This is a genomic window from Nitrospina gracilis Nb-211 (assembly GCF_021845525.1).
Classification (GTDB): domain Bacteria; phylum Nitrospinota; class Nitrospinia; order Nitrospinales; family Nitrospinaceae; genus Nitrospina; species Nitrospina gracilis_A.
Map to the genome: position 1 here is coordinate 367210 of NZ_JAKJKD010000001.1, position 19417 is coordinate 386626.

General features: G+C 52.4%; 16 protein-coding genes. 7 read left to right on the forward strand and 9 right to left on the reverse strand.

Annotated elements, in window-relative coordinates:
• Positions 1-66 precede the first annotated feature (66 nt).
• The 5 genes from J2S31_RS01805 to J2S31_RS01825 all read right to left on the reverse strand — a co-directional run bounded on the left by J2S31_RS01805 (position 67) and on the right by J2S31_RS01825 (position 5484).
• Positions 67-489: a response regulator gene (locus tag J2S31_RS01805; RefSeq protein ID WP_237097336.1), complete on the reverse strand. Its 423-nt coding sequence runs from the start codon at positions 487-489 to the stop codon at positions 67-69.
• Between the two features lie 382 nt (positions 490-871).
• Entirely contained in the window at positions 872-2023 is a 1152-nt protein-coding gene (locus J2S31_RS01810; RefSeq protein ID WP_237097337.1) for a helix-turn-helix domain-containing protein, read from the reverse strand.
• 3 nt (positions 2024-2026) lie between these two features.
• Positions 2027-3118 carry a helix-turn-helix transcriptional regulator gene (locus J2S31_RS01815; protein WP_237097338.1) on the reverse strand — a complete coding sequence of 364 codons (1092 nt, stop codon included), beginning with the start codon at positions 3116-3118 and terminating at the stop codon, positions 2027-2029.
• Between the two features lie 63 nt (positions 3119-3181).
• Positions 3182-4336, reverse strand: coding sequence for a helix-turn-helix domain-containing protein (locus J2S31_RS01820; RefSeq protein WP_237099882.1), 1155 nt, complete (start codon positions 4334-4336; stop codon positions 3182-3184).
• The gene (locus J2S31_RS01825) at positions 4333-5484 is read right to left on the reverse strand and encodes a helix-turn-helix transcriptional regulator (protein ID WP_237097339.1); all 1152 of its coding nucleotides are present in this window, start codon (positions 5482-5484) and stop codon (positions 4333-4335) included. The genes J2S31_RS01820 and J2S31_RS01825 overlap by 4 nt, the downstream gene beginning before the upstream one ends.
• 349 nt (positions 5485-5833) lie before the next feature.
• Here J2S31_RS01825 and J2S31_RS01830 point away from each other — a divergent pair, with 349 nt between their 5' ends.
• The 3 genes from J2S31_RS01830 (at position 5834) to J2S31_RS01840 (ending at position 9724) form a co-directional block, all read left to right on the forward strand.
• The gene (locus tag J2S31_RS01830) at positions 5834-6619 is read left to right on the forward strand and encodes an outer membrane lipoprotein-sorting protein (protein ID WP_237097340.1); all 786 of its coding nucleotides are present in this window, start codon (positions 5834-5836) and stop codon (positions 6617-6619) included.
• Between the two features lie 114 nt (positions 6620-6733).
• Entirely contained in the window at positions 6734-7885 is a 1152-nt protein-coding gene (locus J2S31_RS01835; RefSeq protein ID WP_237097341.1) for a hypothetical protein, read from the forward strand.
• A gap of 198 nt (positions 7886-8083) precedes the next feature.
• Positions 8084-9724, forward strand: coding sequence for a sensor histidine kinase (locus tag J2S31_RS01840; protein ID WP_237097342.1), 1641 nt, complete (start codon positions 8084-8086; stop codon positions 9722-9724).
• 320 nt (positions 9725-10044) lie between these two features.
• Here the strand turns inward: J2S31_RS01840 and J2S31_RS01845 are convergent, their stop codons facing one another.
• The 4 genes from J2S31_RS01845 to J2S31_RS01860 all read right to left on the reverse strand — a co-directional run bounded on the left by J2S31_RS01845 (position 10045) and on the right by J2S31_RS01860 (position 13681).
• Positions 10045-10863, reverse strand: a complete 819-nt coding sequence (locus J2S31_RS01845; protein WP_237097343.1) for a SagB/ThcOx family dehydrogenase — start codon at positions 10861-10863, stop codon at positions 10045-10047.
• 21 nt (positions 10864-10884) lie between these two features.
• Positions 10885-12264 carry a YcaO-like family protein gene (locus J2S31_RS01850; RefSeq protein WP_237097344.1) on the reverse strand — a complete coding sequence of 460 codons (1380 nt, stop codon included), beginning with the start codon at positions 12262-12264 and terminating at the stop codon, positions 10885-10887.
• On the reverse strand, positions 12251-13333 hold the full coding sequence (locus tag J2S31_RS01855) for a TOMM precursor leader peptide-binding protein (protein WP_237097345.1): 1083 nt from the start codon (positions 13331-13333) through the stop codon (positions 12251-12253). Before J2S31_RS01855 ends, J2S31_RS01850 begins: the two co-directional genes overlap by 14 nt.
• Before the next feature lie 117 nt (positions 13334-13450).
• Positions 13451-13681: a hypothetical protein gene (locus J2S31_RS01860; RefSeq protein ID WP_237097346.1), complete on the reverse strand. Its 231-nt coding sequence runs from the start codon at positions 13679-13681 to the stop codon at positions 13451-13453.
• Between the two features lie 291 nt (positions 13682-13972).
• On the opposite strand from J2S31_RS01860, the gene J2S31_RS01865 reads away from it, so the two are divergent.
• The 4 genes from J2S31_RS01865 to J2S31_RS01880 are packed head-to-tail and all read left to right on the forward strand — an operon-like array spanning position 13973 to position 19176.
• Positions 13973-16117 (forward strand): TonB-dependent receptor plug domain-containing protein, encoded by a 2145-nt coding sequence (locus J2S31_RS01865; protein ID WP_237097347.1) that lies wholly within the window; start codon positions 13973-13975, stop codon positions 16115-16117.
• Between the two features lie 10 nt (positions 16118-16127).
• Positions 16128-16691, forward strand: coding sequence for a YfiR family protein (locus J2S31_RS01870; protein ID WP_237097348.1), 564 nt, complete (start codon positions 16128-16130; stop codon positions 16689-16691).
• A gap of 6 nt (positions 16692-16697) precedes the next feature.
• Positions 16698-18533, forward strand: a complete 1836-nt coding sequence (locus tag J2S31_RS01875) for a PAS domain-containing protein (RefSeq protein WP_237097349.1) — start codon at positions 16698-16700, stop codon at positions 18531-18533.
• The gene (locus tag J2S31_RS01880) at positions 18526-19176 is read left to right on the forward strand and encodes a response regulator (RefSeq protein ID WP_237097350.1); all 651 of its coding nucleotides are present in this window, start codon (positions 18526-18528) and stop codon (positions 19174-19176) included. Before J2S31_RS01875 ends, J2S31_RS01880 begins: the two co-directional genes overlap by 8 nt.
• Positions 19177-19417: the final 241 nt, after the last annotated feature.

The window sequence follows — 19417 nt, forward strand, 5'->3', positions numbered from 1 at the left end:
GGCCGTTTGAATGGGTACGGTGAAACCCTGTTTTCGGCCCACGGCTACGAAACGACCCGTCCGGCTTCAGGCGTATTTGAATTCCTGCGGCGAAGAAAGAATCTTGGCCACTTTGTTCAACAGGATTTCCTTTCCCACCGGCTTCGCTAGAAAATCCTTGACTCCCTTTTGAAGTAAATCCACCGCTAAATCCGTATCCGGATATCCGGTGATCACCATGATCGGAATAGACGGGGCGTTCGCCTTGATGTATTCGATGGTCTCGACCCCATTTATTTTAGGCATGCGAATATCGGTAATGATCAGGCCTACCTGCAACAGGTTGGATCCCTTCTTCATCAGATCGATGCCTTCTTCCCCGTTTTCGGCGTCGATCACTTTGTAATTGGCCTGCTCCAATTGGATCCGGAGCACTTCCCGAATGTCGGGGTCGTCTTCAATAATCAAAATTTTCCCGTGAGTGCCTGCGCAGTCATCTATGATAGACATGATCATTCCCCTTCATTTGATTGTTGGACACGCATCCCCCCAAAGGCGTCATTTATTTCGGAAGGATTGAACTTGCCTTAACAATAGAAATTACACAAAAGAAAGTAAATAACCCAAATCAGTCAAATAAAACCCGCCATAAAAAATGGCTCAAATCAGCTACAGAGTAGGACGCGTTAAAAAAGAGTCGGCCGAGAAGGGAGGCGGCGTGGGGTCAAACCGGCTTCAGCCTGGTGACCAACTGCACCGTGTGGGGACTGATGGACGGGCGTCGGGCAATGCCTGCGTCTCTAGCCCGTCGCTCGCCAGCACCGCCACTTCCGCCTCTGATGGCCTGGTAAGCTTTTTCAGGTAGAGAGGTCTACGCTGGATCGTCCATGCTCTATCCCTCCTGTGATGAGGCAGGGGGCCGCAGGCGCGCCACCAGTTGCGTGCGCGAATGGACGTCCAGTTTCCGGTAGATATTCTTGAGATGGTTCTTGAGCGTGTGGGGGGAGATGAACAGGCGCTGGGCGATGTCGGCGTCGTCCAGGCCGTCGCCCATCAGGATGGTGACTTCCACCTCGCGCGGGGTGAGCTCGGCCGTCTGCAATTTATGATGGAGTTGGGTATGTGGATCGTCCGCCGTCTGCAGGCGCAACAACCAGACCTGCTCCGCGTTGCCTTCTTCAGGAGTGAGTTGCGTCACGTTGAGACGGTACACCGTGTCACCATACTGATAAAACGTCATGGGAGAAATAGAAGACTCCGGAGGCTGATCTGGAACGTCTAACGCAATTTTCTGTTCGACCAGCTCCCGCAGCATTTTTGGCAGAAGGCTTCCTGCCTCCACCGGCGCGATGGCGCGAAACGCGGTGTTGCGGAACAGCACCCGGCCATCTTTGCGGACCAGCACAAATGGGTCCCTGTTATTCGTTAACCCCTCAATCAAAGCATGCCATGTTTTGAGTTCGGTATTGAGAGCAATGGTTTTCGCCGTGCTGATCAGGCCGGGATGCAACAACTCCAGAATGCGCACTTCGCGCAGGGTAAAGGGGTCTTCGTTGGGATGGATCCGGCATAACCCCAGGCCGACGTTAAATTCCGGCCTGTCGAGCAGAGCAATGGTGACATGTGACTGGGCGTACCGGGTTCCTTCAAACCGCGGATGGTCCTTTAAAAATTCCCGGATTTCTTTTTTATAGGTCTCACGCGGGTAATCCACATCGCCGGCAAGCACATTCCGGTGAGTGGTGGTGACAAGACTCATAAATTGTTTATGATACGGTCCAACTTCCAGCAGGCAGGCTTGATCCCGTTCCTGATCCTCAATACCTACAGAGCAGATCAATCCCTGAACAGGGTTTCCCCCGCTGAGAAAATCACGGCCACTCCAAACGAACCCGCCCATCTCTACCTTGATTAAAGGAAAAAGCTGGATTTCAAGAACCTGTTTGAGATCGTGCATGGATTTGCACCGTGTCAAACTATTGATGATATCGAAAACTTTCAAATAATCCTCTTCTGCAAGGGAAGAAGTCACTGTGTCGTTCATTGTCTATAACTCCTGTTCAGCGGCGGGCGGCCGGAGAACCGCCATCAGTTGTGTGCGTGAATGCACATCCAGCTTTCGATAAATGCTTTTGAAGTGGTTCTTGAGCGTGTGAGTTGAAATGAACAGGCGTCCGGCGATGTCGGCATCATCAAGACCGTCGCCCGCCAGGACCGCGACTTCCACCTCGCGGGGAGTCAGATCCGCCTGCTGGAGTTTGTGGTGCAGAGTGGAATAGGGATCGTCCACCGTGCGCAGGCGCAGGAGCCAGACCGGTTCCGAGTCGTCTTGTTCGGGGCGGAGTTGTGTCAGGTTGAGCCGGTACACCGTGTCGCCATGCTGATAAAACGCCATGGGAGGCTTGGCGGACTCCGGAAGCCAATCGGGAACGTCTGAAGCAATTTTTTGTTCGACCAGATCCCGCAGTGCTTTTGGCAGAAATTTTCCAGAGTCCACCGGAATCAAGGCCTGAAATTCAGCATTGCGGAAGATCACCCGCCCGTCCTCGCGCAAAAGCGCCAGGGGCGCCCCGCCTTCCTCCAGCGCGGTGATCAGCGCCTTGTATGTCTGTAGTTGATCCTGAATGGCCACCCCCTTGATGGCGTTGGCAAAGCTGGGCAGAAGAAGCTCCAGGAGACGAACTTCGCGAGGTGTCCAGAATGGATCATTGGGGGCATGCCGGTGAAGCCCGATGCCAATATGGTTCTCACGGTCCAATGCCGCCATGGTGGCTTTGTAGCTCTCAAATCCCACAAAATCACGGGGGTTGAATTCAGGATGGTCCTCGATAAATTGTTTCAGTTCCTTCTGCAATACTTCCCTCGGCACATCGATATCGTGGGCAATAACCGGACGGTTCGCGTTATAAGAAATGTCAAACAAAGATCTTAAATAGGTATGCAATTTGTTCGCCCAGGGCCACTGGCTGGGGTCGAGTCCGATCATATCGATGGCCTGCGCGGGTTTTACCATGCCTTTCCACAAATTCAGGTCCGTCCAGGCATAACCCCCGATCTGAAAATTAAAAAGGGGCTTGATTTCATTTTTCATGCACAAGCGCAGGTCCGGCTTGGCGCGGCATTGATACAGCTTCTCCATGATCTTAAAAATTTTAAGATAATCCTCTTCTGGAAGCGAATGGGGTCCGTTGTTATCCATAATTTAGAACTCCTGTTCAGCAGGGGTCGACCGCAGGCGCGTCACAAGTTGCGTGCGGGAATGGACGTCCAGTTTTCTGTAGATATTCTTGAGATGGTTTTTGAATGTGTTGGAGGAAATGAACAGCCGTTGCGCGATGTCGCCATCATCAAGACCGTCGCCCGCCAAAATGGCGACCTCCACCTCGCGCGGGGTGAGCTCGGCCGCCTGCAATTTATAATGGAGTTGGGTGTGCGGATCGTCCGCCGTCTGCAGGCTCAACAGCCACGCGGGGTTCACTTTATCTTGCTCGGGGCGGAGGTGTATTATGCTGAGCCGATAAACCCTGTCACCATCCTGATAAAATGCCATCGGCGGCGCGCTGGTTTTCGGCGGATGATCGAGGCTCAGAAAAACCAACTGTTGCTCGACCAGATCCCATAACATTTTCGGAAGCAGGTTTCCGGGTTCGACGGGATTCGCGGCATGAAAGGCATCATTACGGAACAGCACTCTGCCGTCCTTCTGCACCAGCGCAAACGGTGTGCCGTTTTCTCCCAAAGCCGTGACCAGGGCTTTGTAGGTTTGCAGTTCCTCTTGAACGGCAACCCGCATTGTGGTGTTAAAAAAACTGGGGCGCAGGAGTTCCATGAGGCGGATTTCGCGGCTTGTCCAGACCTTATCATTCTGGCCATAGCGATTGAGTCCCATGGCCAGATTTTCCGCACGGTCGACAGCCGCCAGCGAGGTCCGATAGCCCACGTTTATGGGGTATATATCCGAAGGCGCGTATTCGGGGTGATCCTTGAAAAAATTTTCGAGTTCCGCCTGCAGGGTTTCACGGGGAATGTCCACATCATGAGCAATGACCTGGCGGGTGGTGCGGGCGAAGAATTGGGGAATGGAAACAATATACTCTCTTATTTTTTCGATTACCTGAAACAACTCTTCAGGAATCATGATGCTGTCGAGATTTCTACCGGGAATAGCCTCGCCGCCGATGAAAGAAATGTTCAACAAATTGATGTCATCGGCTTCAAAAAAAGGAAGCACGTATTGTCTGCAACAGGTCTTTAAATCGCTTCGGGTTTGGCACTGCTGTAGATGCCGGATCAGATCTATGACTCGCAGATAATCTTCTTCCGGCAGGGATGGAGGAACGTCTCCGCTTGGTTTCATTGTGTGGCCCTCCCCTTCATGATGCCCTGCAGGTGGTGGAGCAGTTGCACGCGGGTGTGCACTCCCATTTTCTTGAATATCCGTTTCAGGTGGTTGTTGACGGTGTTGGGACTGATGAACAGGCGCTCTGCGATTTCCTTGTCGCTGAACCCGTCGCACACCAGGGACGCCACTTCGATCTCCCGCGCCGTCAGGCGCGCCTCATCCATGGCAACGCCCACGCGCGACTGCGGCCCCAGTGCGGATTTGAACTGCAATAGATAACAGCGGTTGTCGTAATCCTGCAACGGGTCCAGCCGTGTCAGGTTCAGGCGGTACACCTCTTTTTTGTGTTTGTAAAAGGGAGAAAACCGTGACAGTTCATCAAGCCTTTCCGCCGGGGAATACAGGTCGTCTTGTTTCTGTATCCATTCCCGAATCTCTTCCGGCAACCGCTCTCCCTGCTGAAGTTGAAACCGTTTCTGAAAGGAACCGTTGCAGAAAAGAATGCGCCCCTCCGGCTGAACCAGCGCGATGGGAGTGGAGGTGTCGGCCAAGTGGTCGGCCAGCGCGCTGAAGTGATGCAGATCGCGTCGAAGCGCTACGTACTGGCAGGCGTGCAAAAGACTGGGTTGCGCCAACTCGGCCATGCGCAATTCGCGGTAGGTGAACGGCTTGTCATTCCGCACCCGGCTTAAGCCGACGGTAAGCGAAGCCTCCGGCCCATTCACTATGGATAAATGCCCGCTCATATTCTTCAAAGTGGGGGCGTCGTTGGGATCGATCTCCGGATGGTCTTCAAAAAAACGATGGAGGCTGTTGGAAAGAGTGTCGCCGGGCAGATCGGTGCCGGTGGCCAGCACCGCGCGCATGCCGGTGGCATACAGCCGGGTGAAATCTTCCATGTAGGGTTGGCAAAGAAACGCCCACTCGATTTCCTGTGGCGAATACCCCGCGGTGGCGATGGGGGTCAATGTGCTGGCGGAAGGATTTTCAGGGTTGGCTGCGAGCGTCGCACTGCCGAACGCCTCAATCTGGAACAGGGGAAATAGATGCGTTCGGACAACCCCCTCGAGATCGGATTGCGTTTCGCATTCTTCAAGTTTGTGGATCAACTCAATGAGGTTGAGGTAATCCCGTTCGCTCAACACCTGAAAGGATGAAGACATGACCTTATCCTTTCACTGAAACTATTCGAATACCAAATTCTGAAGAAGGGGGTATGTCCATTTTATAGGGATTTGAAGAAAAGACAATGGCAGTGGGGGCATTGAATGGATTCCCCACAGATCACGTTGTTAAAGACTACAGGAACGGGGGCATGCGGATAAGTCTAAACCAAACTACAGTTTGTTCGAGCAATGCCTTTTAACAATTGAGCTTTACAGCCATCCATTGTTTTTGGCTACAATCTCTTGCGAAAAGGAACAGCCTTTCCGAATAAAAATTCAGTGAAGTAAAAATTCTGGCATTTTTTTTTCCGAAAGGAATATATTGTGGGCAGGGGAGGAGACGCCCATGAAAATCATCACGCTGACAATTCTGCTTGCCCTTACACCCACCATCAATGATCTGCCTTCCGGATCTTCCCGGGAAAAAGGCCGGGCCATCGCCTTCAAGGCAGAAGAAACCTTCGACAAATTCAACGACAACACGGCCGAAGTGGCCATTCATATAAAAAAAAATAACCAAACCACGATCACCCGAAAAATGTCGTTGAAGGTTCTGGTGACGGAAGAGAACACCGACAAGGCGCTCATGCAGTTTTATCATCCGGCGGACGTCAAGGGCATGGCTTTTTTAATTTGGACGCACAAGGACACCTTCGACGATCTGTGGGTGTACATTCCCGACCGGCGCCGGGTGAAGCGCATCAGCACCCAGACCAAGGGTAGCAACTTCATGGGCACGGAGTTCCAGACTGAGGACCTGATCCGCGCCGAGCCGGAAAAGTACACCTACGAGTATTTGGAAACCAAATCCTGCGGGGAGCTGGAATGTTACCTGGTGAATCGTTTTCCAAAAGAAAAAAGCACGATCTACTCCCGGCAGGTGCTGTGGATCGACACCGATCATTTTCGCTTTCAACAGATCGATTCTTACGACCTTTCCGGAAACCATGTCAAAACGCTGAAGTTTTTCGGTTACAAACTGTATAAGGATCGATTTTGGCGTTGGGACCGGCACGAGTTGACGGACCACCGGACGGGAGAGGTGACCGTTTCAGATTTCATCAACTGGAGATTCAATATTGGTTTGAAAGAGAGCCAGTTTACGGTGAATGGATTGCAGAACATCCGTTGATTGGTAAACTTTCAAGTTCCTTGTTCAAAAAATGGGTGTTCTATGTGGGATTGGTTGGGGAGACAATCACACCAGCACCTTTGTCGATGGACGGTCGGAATTTTTTTTGCCCTGATGTGGAATGATCCGTCTCATGCCTGGGACCTGCGCGGTTTTGTGGAAGGTGAAGCCCGCCCGTTTTTCACTTCGGCCAGTTTTCCTGGACAAAAAGACCACACCGTATCCGTCGCCCTCAACCCGGAACTCTTTCACGAGTTTGAAAGCGGCACGCAGTTCTACCTCATCCCGTTTTACCGCTACGATCATGCCGACTCCGAGCGCACGCATTTCGATCTACGCGAGCTCGATTTCATTTTTTCAGGCAGTTTCTGGAGCGCACGGGTGGGCGTGCGCAAGGTGTTCTGGGGCGTTACGGAGACGGTGCACCTCGTGGACATCGTCAACCAGACGGATTTTCTGGAAGGCCTCGACGGGGAGGACAAGCTGGGCCAGCCCATGGTGAACGTCGCCCTGGTCACCGACTGGGGCATTGTGGATTTTTTCGTGTTGCCGTATTTCCGCGAGCGCACCTTCCCCGGCGGCGGGGGCCGCCTGCGGCCACCGCTCCTCGTCGATATCGACAACCCCCGTTACGAAAGCTCCGCCAAAGAATGGCACACCGATTTCGCCGTCCGTTATTTCCAGAACATCGGCAAGTGGGACATCGGCCTGTCCGCGTTTTCCGGTACCGGCCGGGAGCCCACGTTTGATCTCGGCGTGTCGCCATCGGGCTCCCCCGTTCTCGTTCCCTTTTACGAGCAGATTCATCAGGTGGGTTTGGACCTGCTTTACATCTATGCGAACTGGATCTGGAAGCTGGAAGTGATCCAGCGCTGGGACATGCGTCCGGAGGATTTTTATGCCACCACGTTTGGCTACGAATACACCTTCTCCGGCGTGTTTGGCACGGGCATGGACATCGGTGTGCTCACGGAGTGGTCGTACGACGAGCGCCAGTCCCGCGCCACCACGCTGTTTCAGAATGACCTCACGTTTGGCTTTCGCTGGGGTTGGAACGATATCAACGGAACGCAAGTCTTGTTCGCTTTCATTCAGGATCTGGAAGACCCCAGCAAGGCGTTTTTCATCGAGGCCAGCTCCCGGCTGGACGAACACTGGCGCCTGACCGTGGAATTGCGCGGCATCATGGATCAACCGGACGACGATCCCTTCATATTTCTGCGCGATGAAGATTTTGGCCAGATCACGCTTGCCTACCATTTTTGACAGCACTCAAAGATCCTCATTGATTTGCCCCTTCAGGATAAACCCGTCATCAGGGAAACACCGTCGGACCGTTTTTCTTCCGTCTCCGCAAAAATGACTTTTTCAGGCTATTTACCCGGCTTGGGTCCAAATCTAGAATGGACCCATAAAAAAGGTGATGACGCTTCCTTCGAGCAAGCGGGAGGAAGGGGGATGGCCATGGTTCCCATCGACGAAAAAGAATGTCAACTGGATCTTAAAGATATGCATCAGGCCCTGCTGGATCACTCGTTCGATGCGATTGTGTCGATTGATACCGAGGGAGCGATTTTGGGTTGGAACCTGAGCGCGGAGTCCACATTCGGTTGGAAAGCCGAAGAGGTGGTTGGCAAAAAACTTTCCGAGGTCCTCATTCCGGAAAAATACCGTGCCGCCCACACCGAGGGTTTGCGGCGTTTCATGCATACGGGTAAAGCCCGTGTGTTGAATCAGCATTTGGAATTGAGCGCACTGCATCGCAACGGTGGTGAGCTTCCTGTCGAAATTTCCATCGTGCCCTCGCGTCAGAACGGCCGGGTCGTGTTCACCGGGATCATTCGAGACATCACGGAAAGCAAGAACGCCATCCGACAGGCCCAGTTGCGCGAAGAAGAATACAAGATTCTGCATGAAGTGGCGCAGGCGCTTCAGAACTCGAACAGCATGGAAGCCATGTTGCGGGAAGCGCTGGGGGCAATCAGTCGAAGCAAGGAGCTCCATGTTGAAAACAAGGCGGGGATTTTTCTCGCCGACCAGGAGAAGCAGGTGTTGCGCCTCGCGGTCAGGATAGGGAAATTCCCCGCCGGCTTTCTTAAAAACTTGAAGGAGATTCCCTTTTACAACATTCCCTATGGACGGTGTTTCACATCTGGAGAAATGGTGGTGCGGGACTGGTGCATGTTTTATCCACAGCAGCCCGGTCCTTTTGGGAAGGAAAACCAATACGGTTCCTACATCGTCCCGCTCAAATGCCGCAATGAAACGATGGGCGTTCTGTTTCTTTACACTCCGGAATCTCCTCCGTGCTACGAAGGTAGCCGGGATGTGCTTCGTTCCATTGCGGCGCTTATAGGAAACGCCATCAAGCACCGTCAATATGAAAAGGAAATCCAAAAGCAGAACAAGCAGTTAAGAATGTTCAATTTTATGAAAAACCGGTTCCTTGGAATCGCCTCTCACGATTTGCGAAATCCCATTTACTTGATTTTGACTTATTGCAGTATTTTAGCCGAAGGGTCTTTGGGAAAGTTGAACGACCGGCAGGAAAAAATCATCGACAAAATCATCTATTCGGGAGAATACATGCGGGATCTACTGAGCAATCTGCTGGATATTTCGAAAATTGAAAGCGGTCAGTTTCATCTGGATAAGAAACCAGCAAATTTCAATTTGCTGGTTCAGTCCCAGGTGGAGATGAGCCAGCAACTTGCTGATAAAAAGCAAATCCGCCTTGAGTTTTTTCCCGACGAATTGCCTGATGTGGCCGTTGATAAATGCTCCATGATCCAGGTTGTTGACAACCTGGTCGGCAATGCCATCAAGTTTTCCCCTCCGGGTGCCCGGGTGATTGTTTCGACGCGGAAAAACGGAAACCGATGGAGGTTTTCGGTGGAGGACGAAGGGCCCGGTCTGGATAAAGAGGAAATGGCCCTGGCGTTTGAGGAGTTCCAGACGCTGAGCGCCAAGCCAACGGGAGGGGAGAAAGCGACTGGCCTAGGGCTTGCCATATCAAAAAAAATCATAAATCTTCATGGCGGGGAAATGGGAGTGGAAAGTGAAAAAGAAATGGGTAGCACCTTCTATTTTGACCTACCGATATAATTAGTATTTCTTTAAGTAGTTTGGGGGCAGGTCAGAAATTTTTAATTACTCAAAGAATTTAAGCATAATTATTTATGGGATTTGTTCAGGAGTCCCCGCCCACCCGTGTGACACTGGTTCCGTTTTTCAGGTTCGATGGGCGGCTCGCAGTGCATGGGGATTCGCCCAAGCCTGGTTCGAACTTTTTCGCCAAGCCTCCACCAATTTCAAGTCCGATAAAATCCGAGTAGGTCCATAAGCCCGTGTAAAAGCGGGCTTTTTTTATGGCTTCGAAGCCGACGCCGGGATCCCCCGGTGGGATGGGGTGAGGGCTGGTTGGATTATTTGCGTTTGCCGAGGAAGGCGACGTAGAGCATGGTTTCGTCGACGCCGTCCAGGCGGAGCAGATCGTTGGCGATGTCATCGAAAAAGCCGCAGGTGGTCATGACCGCGAGCCCCAGGTTGTGGCAGGAAAGATAAATGTTCTGGCCCAGATGCCCGACGTCCAGCAGGACGTAGCGGTAACCCCTCTCACCGTATTTGCGTTTGGTGCGCTGGAACACGCCGGAGATCAACACCACCACACCCGCCCGGCGCACGTGCTCCTGATTGCAGCAGGCTTCGTAAACGGAGTCGGTGGGGTCGCCGGGGATCAACAGTTCGAGTTCGTGCCGGGGCACGTTGTAATGATAAATGCCGGGCTCGATGGATTCCACCTTCCTCACCGCCAGATAGATTTCCGCGGGATAAAGGCCGCCGCCGGAGGGGGCGGATCGCAACGTCTGCACACCGCCGCCGGGGATGGGCATCTCCCCGGTGATGCCGTAGCTCTGGTGCAGGATTTTGGAAAGCTCCCAGAAACTCAGCGGCGCTCTCCCGAAATTGCGGATGGAGCGGCGTGTGGTGATCGTCTCGTCAAACGGCCGGTCGTTTGTGCTCAATTCTTCCTTCGGTATCAGCTTCACTTTTTTGGCATGCGAATACTGTTTGTAGCCGTGCGTCATGGCGACCAGTTCCGTACGTGAAAAGGAACTGGGAATCATCCCCGCCAGCAGATCCGGGTGGAGTTTCGTGTTCTCGTGATACAGCTCGGAGAGGGAGACCTTCTCCGGGTCTTTTCGAGGTCCGAGGGCAATGACGGGTTTGAGCATATCGGCCATGATGCGCTATGCCTCCACAATTCAGGGGAAAGGGTGTGGGTAAGGATTCAATTCGTCCTCGGTTCTCGGCCGTCCGACCAATCCCAGTCGATGGGGCACCTCGTACAATCGGCGGCCACCGAGATGCTGGCGGGCATGATTCAAATCCAGGGGCTGCATGCCGGGCACCACCGCCCGCGCCACTTTAAACCCGGCTTCATCAATATCCGATGTGGTCAAGTCCAGCACCACGGTCTCGAGGTTGTATTTTTTCAGTTGGTTTGTAAGAAACTGCACGTTCGCGGACATATCAGGCTGAAAGTGGTTGGTCAGGTTCTGGATCGGGATCTTGTCCGGCCACGTCATCAGAAAATCCATGGCGGTTCGAAGCTCCGGGCGCAGGGCATGAGCCAGGGCGTGCAGGGTTGGCTTGTCCACATTGCTGTAGTCCGGGTCGGGTTGAAAATCCGGGTTGTTCCGCGCATACCGGCTCATCCCGATGTACGTCAGCAACGCCTCTTCCAGGGCCAGCGACAAAGCTTTGTTGGGATTCAGGCAGGTGCCGAGTCCCATGACGGTATGGGGAATGTGCCCCTCGGTGCTTTGCAACATGACCGCGATGACCGGCACCGGAATATCCAGCGTCAGGACAAATGCTTCGCAGGTAACGGGAATGCCGTCCAAGGCCTGCAATAATTGATGGACGAAGGGGTCGTGGACGGTTGCCAGATCGATGCGCGGACGGGGCAGGCGGTTTTGCCAGACGATCATGAACGCGTCCCGTTCAATCACCTCGCAAATGGCCTTGTACACGCTGGCGGCGAGGCTGGGTCCACAGGCCAGACCGGTGGAGATGGAATCCTGCACGGGCGGTTCGTGCGGAGCCCTGTAATAATAGGGCACATACACGAAGGCGGCGGGGACGTAGGTCGGCCTTTCATGGGTCAACGAGTATCCCTGGGCCCAGCATAGAGGGGTTTTGGTCCCGGGAGCGGTGAAGGGGAAATTCGGTGACGCGTATTGCTTTTCACTGAACAGGGCAAAGGCCTGGGGGGGCACCGCCGGGCTGTCCAACTCATAGTATGTGGAGAGAAGGAGGTCGTCTTCATCGTATTGGGCACTGCAATAACGCTCGATGCTTTCGCCCACGGCTTTCATGATGGCGCGGTCGGGATCGGTGGAGGCGGCGTCGCCGTTGTTCAACGCTTCCTGGCCGCAGATGGGTTTGAGGTTTGCGGGATGACTGCGTGCGAAAAACACATTGGGCTCGCCACACACCAGCTCCTCAAACTCGACCTTCTGAATAATGCCGGTACGGTCGCTGACCAGCCGGCGGGCGCGTTTCAAGCTATCCTGTAAAGACGGCGTGGTGGTGCCGGCCGGTGCGTGCCGGGCCTCCAGCATGGTCTCAGTGGTTTCCATTGTTCTTCACGGGTGAAGTGCTGTCCCACGCCTCGTGCCGGGGACGTTTTGGGTTGCAGGCGGGGCAACGGGGAAGCCTGAGGACATCGTGCCCCACCGCCACAGGCGAGGTGGACGGCATTTCATAAAACCGTCCGATCGTGACAGGCGGTGCATATCCGGAAAGGTTGCGGCTCACTTCCATGGCAGCCTGAGCGGCGAGGACAGACCACAGGGGTTGGAACACGCCTTCGTTGCTGGAATGCGGCTGGGCGGCCAATTGCTTTTGGTAAGCGGCGTGTGTTTCCAGGTCCGGCACGTTGGAAGCGAGGCGTTTGTCAAAACACACATAACAGGCCGACTGGTGCGGGATGAACGTCGGTCCCAGCAATGCTTTCGTGCCCTCGATGGCGAGATGCAACCAGGGCTTTTTCGCTTCCAGACAGGCGGCATTGACGATTTCGAAAAAAGAATATGCCGGTGCGTCCTGGCAGGCGATGAGAAAATCCACGCCTTTCAGGAAATTCATCAGCGCCCTGGATTGCAGGGTTTTTGATTCAGGATTTGCAGAGGAAATTCCGATTTTAATGACTTGTTCAATTCCGACGGAAAACAGGGAGGTTTCGACCGAGTCCTTCAGGGATTTGGCTCCAACCACTCCTACCCGGGATTGTTGCAATTTGTCCAGGGAACCAGGAGCATCGGATACAAAATGGGAAAAGAATTGGATTTCGCCGTTTCCTTGATGAAATGCCCCGGAGGGAGCCGAATCCAAAGAGGGCGCAAGGCTTTGCTGTAACAAGCCATGCGCCCTCAGGATTTTGAGAAGAAAGACGATCGTGGTGGGCAGAATTTCGTTGCCCCCGGCATTGGCGATCTCATCGACATTGTGGTTTCCATCCAGCAGAGGCTGGATGGTGTGGAACGCTTCGATCAATAGATCGTTCCGTAGAGCGTAATCGAATTCTGCTCCACAAAACTGAAGACGGCCGTCTTCAAGTTCCAACAATGTGGCCCAAGGAGCCAAACAAGGCCGGCTCGGGAGAGTAACGGCGAGATAATCCGACGGCGTGTATTGGACTCCCTTCATAGAACACCCATGAAGTAGAGGATTTTAAGGATAGTTACATTGAATCCGGAAGCGAATATGAAGAAAATGCAGAGCCCCCGGTTGGGCTGAGATGCCAATTGTGAAAACTCGGAACGATCAGTTCCGAGACGGATCCGAAGGTGCTGCGTAGCAGGTGCAACAAATAGCTACGGGACGGATCGCGCCATCCTTCATGCCGGGAACTCCGCCGGTCTTCAAGAAATCCAAGTCCTCAGATTCCAACCCGAAGTCCTTTTTCAGGCGTTCCGGGTCGATAACAATGGTTTCGCAATAATCGGCATCACTGGAGATTTTGGCCAAAGCGTCCTGGAGATTCTTGTGGGTCATGGTGTCCCCCTTGGTAGGTTTGTAATGGGTTCGGTTGGAATAATCCACTTTGAATCGTGTTTTAGAACTTTTTGAAGACTAGGAATCCGGTCAACGAAAAGTCCTAACAAATCACAATTTGCGCCCCAAACGTAATGCCTAGGGTACTAATATTCAATCCTCGAAACTACTATATTTTGATAGTATAGCTACTATAAGTTATTGTTTTTAAAGGCTAAGTCATTCATTTTTGTGTTAAAATCCTGTACCGCCAGGATAAAAAAGCTTGTCCGAAATGGAGAAAAAAACGGTATGGCTTCACTAGCACCCTCAATCAGGTATCCTTTCGGCCCCTTCCTTACAGCCAAGTTAGCAAAGTCCAAGATTTTTGTTTTGCTCCTGGTCTGGTTTTCCGTTTTTCATATACCCATTGACCCCGCCTATCCCCAGGAAAACCATTCCGTTTTCACCCAGCAAAGCGGAACCTTGACGGAAGAAGAAAAGCAATTTTTCCAAATGGACCTCCAGCAACTGATGCAAACGGAGGTGGTGGTGACCTCCGTAAGCAAGCGTCCTCAAAAACTTCACGAGACCGCGTCGGCGATTTATGTCGTCACGCAGGAGGACATAAGGAGAACCGGTGCGGTGAACATCATGGAAGCATTGCGCATCGTTCCGGGTGTTCAGGTTTCAAAGATCAATCAGAACCGGTACGCTATTTCCATCCGTGGTTTCAACCGCAGACTGGGTTCGGACAAACTGCTGGTTCTTATGGACGGCCGCACTTTATATAGCCCGTCAGCGGCCGGTGTATTTTGGATTGGTCAGGATACGATGCTGGAGGATATCGACCGCATTGAAGTCATCCGCGGACCGGGCGCAGCCCTGTGGGGGTCCAATGCCGTCGCGGGGGTGATCAATATCATAACCAAGTCCGCTCACGAAACCGACGGGCTTTTGGTGTCTGGGGGGGCCGGTACGGAAGAAAAAGGGTTCGGCTCCATGCGCTATGCGGGTGAGTTGGAGGAGGGGCTGAATTACCGGTTTTATGCAAGATACCGGGACCGTGACGAAGGGCTGAGGCCGGATGGAAACAACGGTATCGATGACAAACAAATGTATCAGGGTGGGTTTCGTTCGGACTGGCAGGTGAACCCGGAAAATCACCTGACTTTTCAAGGAGACCATTACAGCCTGGATGCCGGGTTGGATTTCAACAGCCGGTTTGTGTCTTTGTCTCAGGGAAACGCTCCCTTTCAGGGAACCACCACGCAACGAGGTTATAACTTCCTGACGCGCTGGGACCGGTCACTGGAAAATGCTTCGGCCTTCAAGGTGCAGGCTTATTACGACCGGTTGTTGAGAAAGGCCGATGGCGTTCCGTTTGACAACCTGGTCGAGCAGGCGGACTTCGAGTTCCAGTATGATTTTTTAACCGAGTTCTGGAACAAGAAACACAATATTTCGTGGGGGCTCAACTACCGTTACACGCGATTCGATTTCGACCGCACCGCCATTCTCGACCTCCCTGAACGGGATACCAACCTCTTCGGCTTTTTCATTCATGATGAAATTTCCCTTATTCCCGACACCTGGAATTTGATTGCCGGCATCAAGATCGAGCACAACGAGTTTTCCGGTTTTGAATTTCAACCCAGCATTCGCACCGTATGGACTCCGAATTCCCGGCATACCTTGTGGTCCGCCGTTTCCCGCGCCGTGCGGATCCCGACGGTCACGGAGGCCACGGCCACCGTCAATCGCGCATTGATTCCGGGGGCGCCCCCTTTACTGCTTCGGGAGCGGAACCAGGACAACCTGGATGCTGAAGAGTTACTCGCTTATGAGGTGGGGTATCGTTTCAAGCCTCGAAAGGAATTGAATTTTGATGCCACGGCTTATTATTTCGATTACGACAATCTAATCGAGTTCACCACCGGATCGGTTTTTTTTGAGGCCGGCCCACCGCCGCCGCACCTGGTTCTTCCCTTCAAAAGCGATAATTCCCTGAAGGGGGAGGTTTATGGTTTTGAGCTGGCCGCACAATGGCAGCCTCTCACCAACTGGCGTATTGCGGGAAGTTACACATTCACCCAAATTGACCTCAAGCCCATACTGTCAAACGTGTTCAACCCGGGTTCCTTCAACAGCGAAGGGGACCTGGACGCGGAAGGCGAACCCGAACACATTTTTAACATCCGCTCCTACCTGAACCTCCCTCACAATTTGGAGTTCGATTCTTTCCTTTATTACATATCCAGGAATTCAAGCCGGAAAATACCAGCTTACACGCGGGTCGATTTGCGCTTGGGATGGAAGCCTGTGGATTCTCTAGATCTGTCCCTAGTGGCCCAAAACCTTCAGGACAATGCTCATTCTGAACTGACCGAATTGCTGGAAGCCTCCACTGAAACCCAGAGAAGCTTCTACTTTAAAGTCACATATAATTTTGACTGACACTTACTGAATGCTAAGGCGCGACCTTTTTAAACTATTTATCTGTTATTTCCTGGCCATTATGGCGGTGCTTTCCCAGAAAACGCCATACGCCTACAGTGAGGAATCCGTCCCGCGTGAATATGTCCTGAAAACCAGTATCATTTTGAAAATCTTTGAATTCATAAAATGGCCGGAAGAAAAAATGATTCATAACAGCGAGCCCCAGTTTGTCCTGTGTATCGTGGGCAGCAACCCTTTCGGTAACCTGTTTCAGCGGGCTCAGCAGGAGGGTGTCTTCCGGAACAAGCTGATTGTCAAAAACTTTTCGTCGGGCTCCGATCTGGACTCCTGCCATTTGGCTTATATTGGTGAATCGGAGAATGAGAATTTGGAAGAGGTACTTCATCGCACAAAGGGCAGGCCCATCCTGTTTGTCGGTGACACGCCAGGATATTCTCAGCGCGGTGTGGGAATCAATTTTGTGATTTTAAATAACAGGATCCGGTTTAAAATCAATCGGAGGGCCGTGGAAGACAGGGATATCCGAATTAGTTCGGAACTGCTAAACTTAGCCATTTTGGTTGATGAGTGACGGGCCATGAAAAACTTTGGTGATCTTTCCATAAAAAGCAAGCTGATCATTATCCTGCTGACTATGACTTTGATCACCTTTGCCCTGTGCAGTGCGATTTTCCTCTATAACGATCTGAACCTGTTCCGAAAGAGCCTGGTGCGGAACCTGGACATTCTGGCGAAGACGGTTGGCGCCAACAGCCGTGCCGCGGTTTATTTCGAAGATCCTAACACCGCGGAAAACATCCTCTCTTCTCTTAAAGTGGATCCTCAAATCCTTTTCGCGGTTCTTTACGATGCGGATGGCAATTCCTTTGTGACGTACCGGCGCGATGAAACCGTCAACATCGTGCCCCCCGTTTTTCCGGTCAACCAGGAAGGGCAGGCTTCCTATAACAACAGCCTGGAGCTGATCCGGTCCATTGAGCTGAACGGGAAAATCATAGGCCGGATTTACCTGAAGGCTCACCTGAAGGAATATGAAGAAGTCCTGTCCAACTACATTTATCTGATTGGGAGCATTCTTTTCGTCACCATCCTGGTATCGGTGGCCATCGCATTCAAGCTTCAAAGCATCATTTCCAAACCCATCCTTTCCCTGGCGAACACAACCAGGAAAATTTCACAAGAGCCCGATTACTCCTTGAGGGTCAAGCACCAGAACCAGGATGAGCTGGGCATTCTGTTCAATGGCTTTAACGAAATGGTGTCCCAGATTGAAAAGCGGGAATCCGCGCTCTCCGCCACCAACCGGCAATTGATGAATGAGATGTTGGAGCGTCAGCGATCCGAGGAGGCGTTGCGGGACAGTGAGGAACGGCTCAAGCTGGCATTGGAGGCCATTACAGATGGTGTGTGGGACTGGGACGTCACCACCGGAAAGGTATTCTTCAGCCCGGGGTGTTACACCATGCTGGGCTATGAACCGGACGGATTCGAAACCAGCATTGAATCTTTCCGCAGCCTTCTTCATCCGGATGACATGGAGCTGGCTGTCCATGCGACCCGTGCTCATACGGAGGGGAAGACGCCTCTATATGAGTACGAGAGCCGATTGATCACGAAGTCCGGATACCACCTTTGGACGTTGGTGCGGGGTAAAATCGTTGCCAGGGATAAGGAAGGAAATCCCACCCGGATTGTTGGAACGTTCAGGGACATTACCGAGCGCAAAAATAATGAAGAGGCTCTCAAGGTTTCCCGTGAGCAGATTCGGAAGTTGTATTCTCATGCGCAAAATCTGCTGGAGGACGAACGCAAACGCATCGCAAGGGAAGTCCATGACGAACTGGGGCAGACCCTGACCGCGTTGAAAATCGACCTCACGAATGTCAACAGCGACCTTCCACCGGACCAGAGGCCTATCAAGGACAAAATTAAGGAAATGTCCCTCCTGGTCGATAGAACTATAGAAACGGTACAACGCATCACCACAGAACTCAGGCCCCAGATACTGGATATTTTCGGCATCAATGAGGCTATTGAATGGCAGGCCACCGAATTTCAAAAGCGGACCGGGATTTACTGTGAGATGATTATTGAGAACAACCTGACCGATTTGAACAAGGACTGCGCCACGACCATTTACCGGATTTTTCAGGAAACACTGACCAATGTCGCCCGGCACGCCGAAGCAACTAAGATTCAGGTCCATTTATTCAACGAAGACAACCAGCTGGTGCTGAGAGTTGAAGACAATGGGGCGGGCATCACAAAAAGTCAGATGGCGGATCCAAAATCATTTGGGTTGATCGGCATCCAGGAACGCGCCCTCCATTGGGGAGGGGAGGCTGTTATCAGCGGAGAAGTGGGGAAAGGAACCATTGTGCATGTGACCATCCCGGTAAATAATTATGAATAGTGTTGTTCGCGGAAAAATCCATGTTCTCATTGCAGACGACCATGGCATCGTCAGGAAGGGACTGATTCAGGTTTTGTCCAAAACGGAAGATATGGTCGTGTGCGGAGAAGCGGAAAACGGAAATGAAGTTTTGGAATTGGTAAAAAATGTCAAAGCCGATGTGGTGGTGATGGACATAGACATGCCGGAAAAGAGCGGTTGGGAAACCCTGGTTCAGTTAAAAATCCAGACTCCCGAACTGCCCATCATAATTTTGAGCATTTATTCGGAAGATCACTATGCACTCCGCTTTTTGCGCGCCGGCGCTTCCGGGTACCTGACCAAGTCCAGCGCGCCGGAGTTGCTGGTGGATGCCCTGCGGAAGGTCTCCGCCGGGGGCAAATACATCAGTCCCAGCCTGGCGGAAAAACTGGCTTTCAATCTGGACAGCAGTTCGGATAAGCTCCCTCATGAGACCTTGACGGATCGTGAGTTCCAGGTTTTTTGCCAGATCGCGGCCGGAAAGAAATTAAAAGAAATCGCCGATGAGCTGGCGCTGGGGATCACCACCGTCAGCACGCACCGCGGAAACATCCTGGCAAAAATGGGAATGAAAAATAATGCGGACATCATCCAGTACGCCCTGAAAAATGGAATCATTTAATTAATACAGAATTTCAATAGCCGTCCCGGTTGAGTAAAATAACCGGACCCTAAGGTTTGGTTGGAAGCCCCCATTCAACTTTTTTTGAGTCGTTCACCCGGTTTTTGGTTACGCAGCGAGGGTTTGATGGATTTTGCCAACCGGAGAAGGTTGGAACCCACCAGGTAGAACCTCAAGATTGTTGAATTCCCGTAGATTAGATCAAGTGAAGTCCCCCCTCTTTTTTCGTGAATTCCCAGCC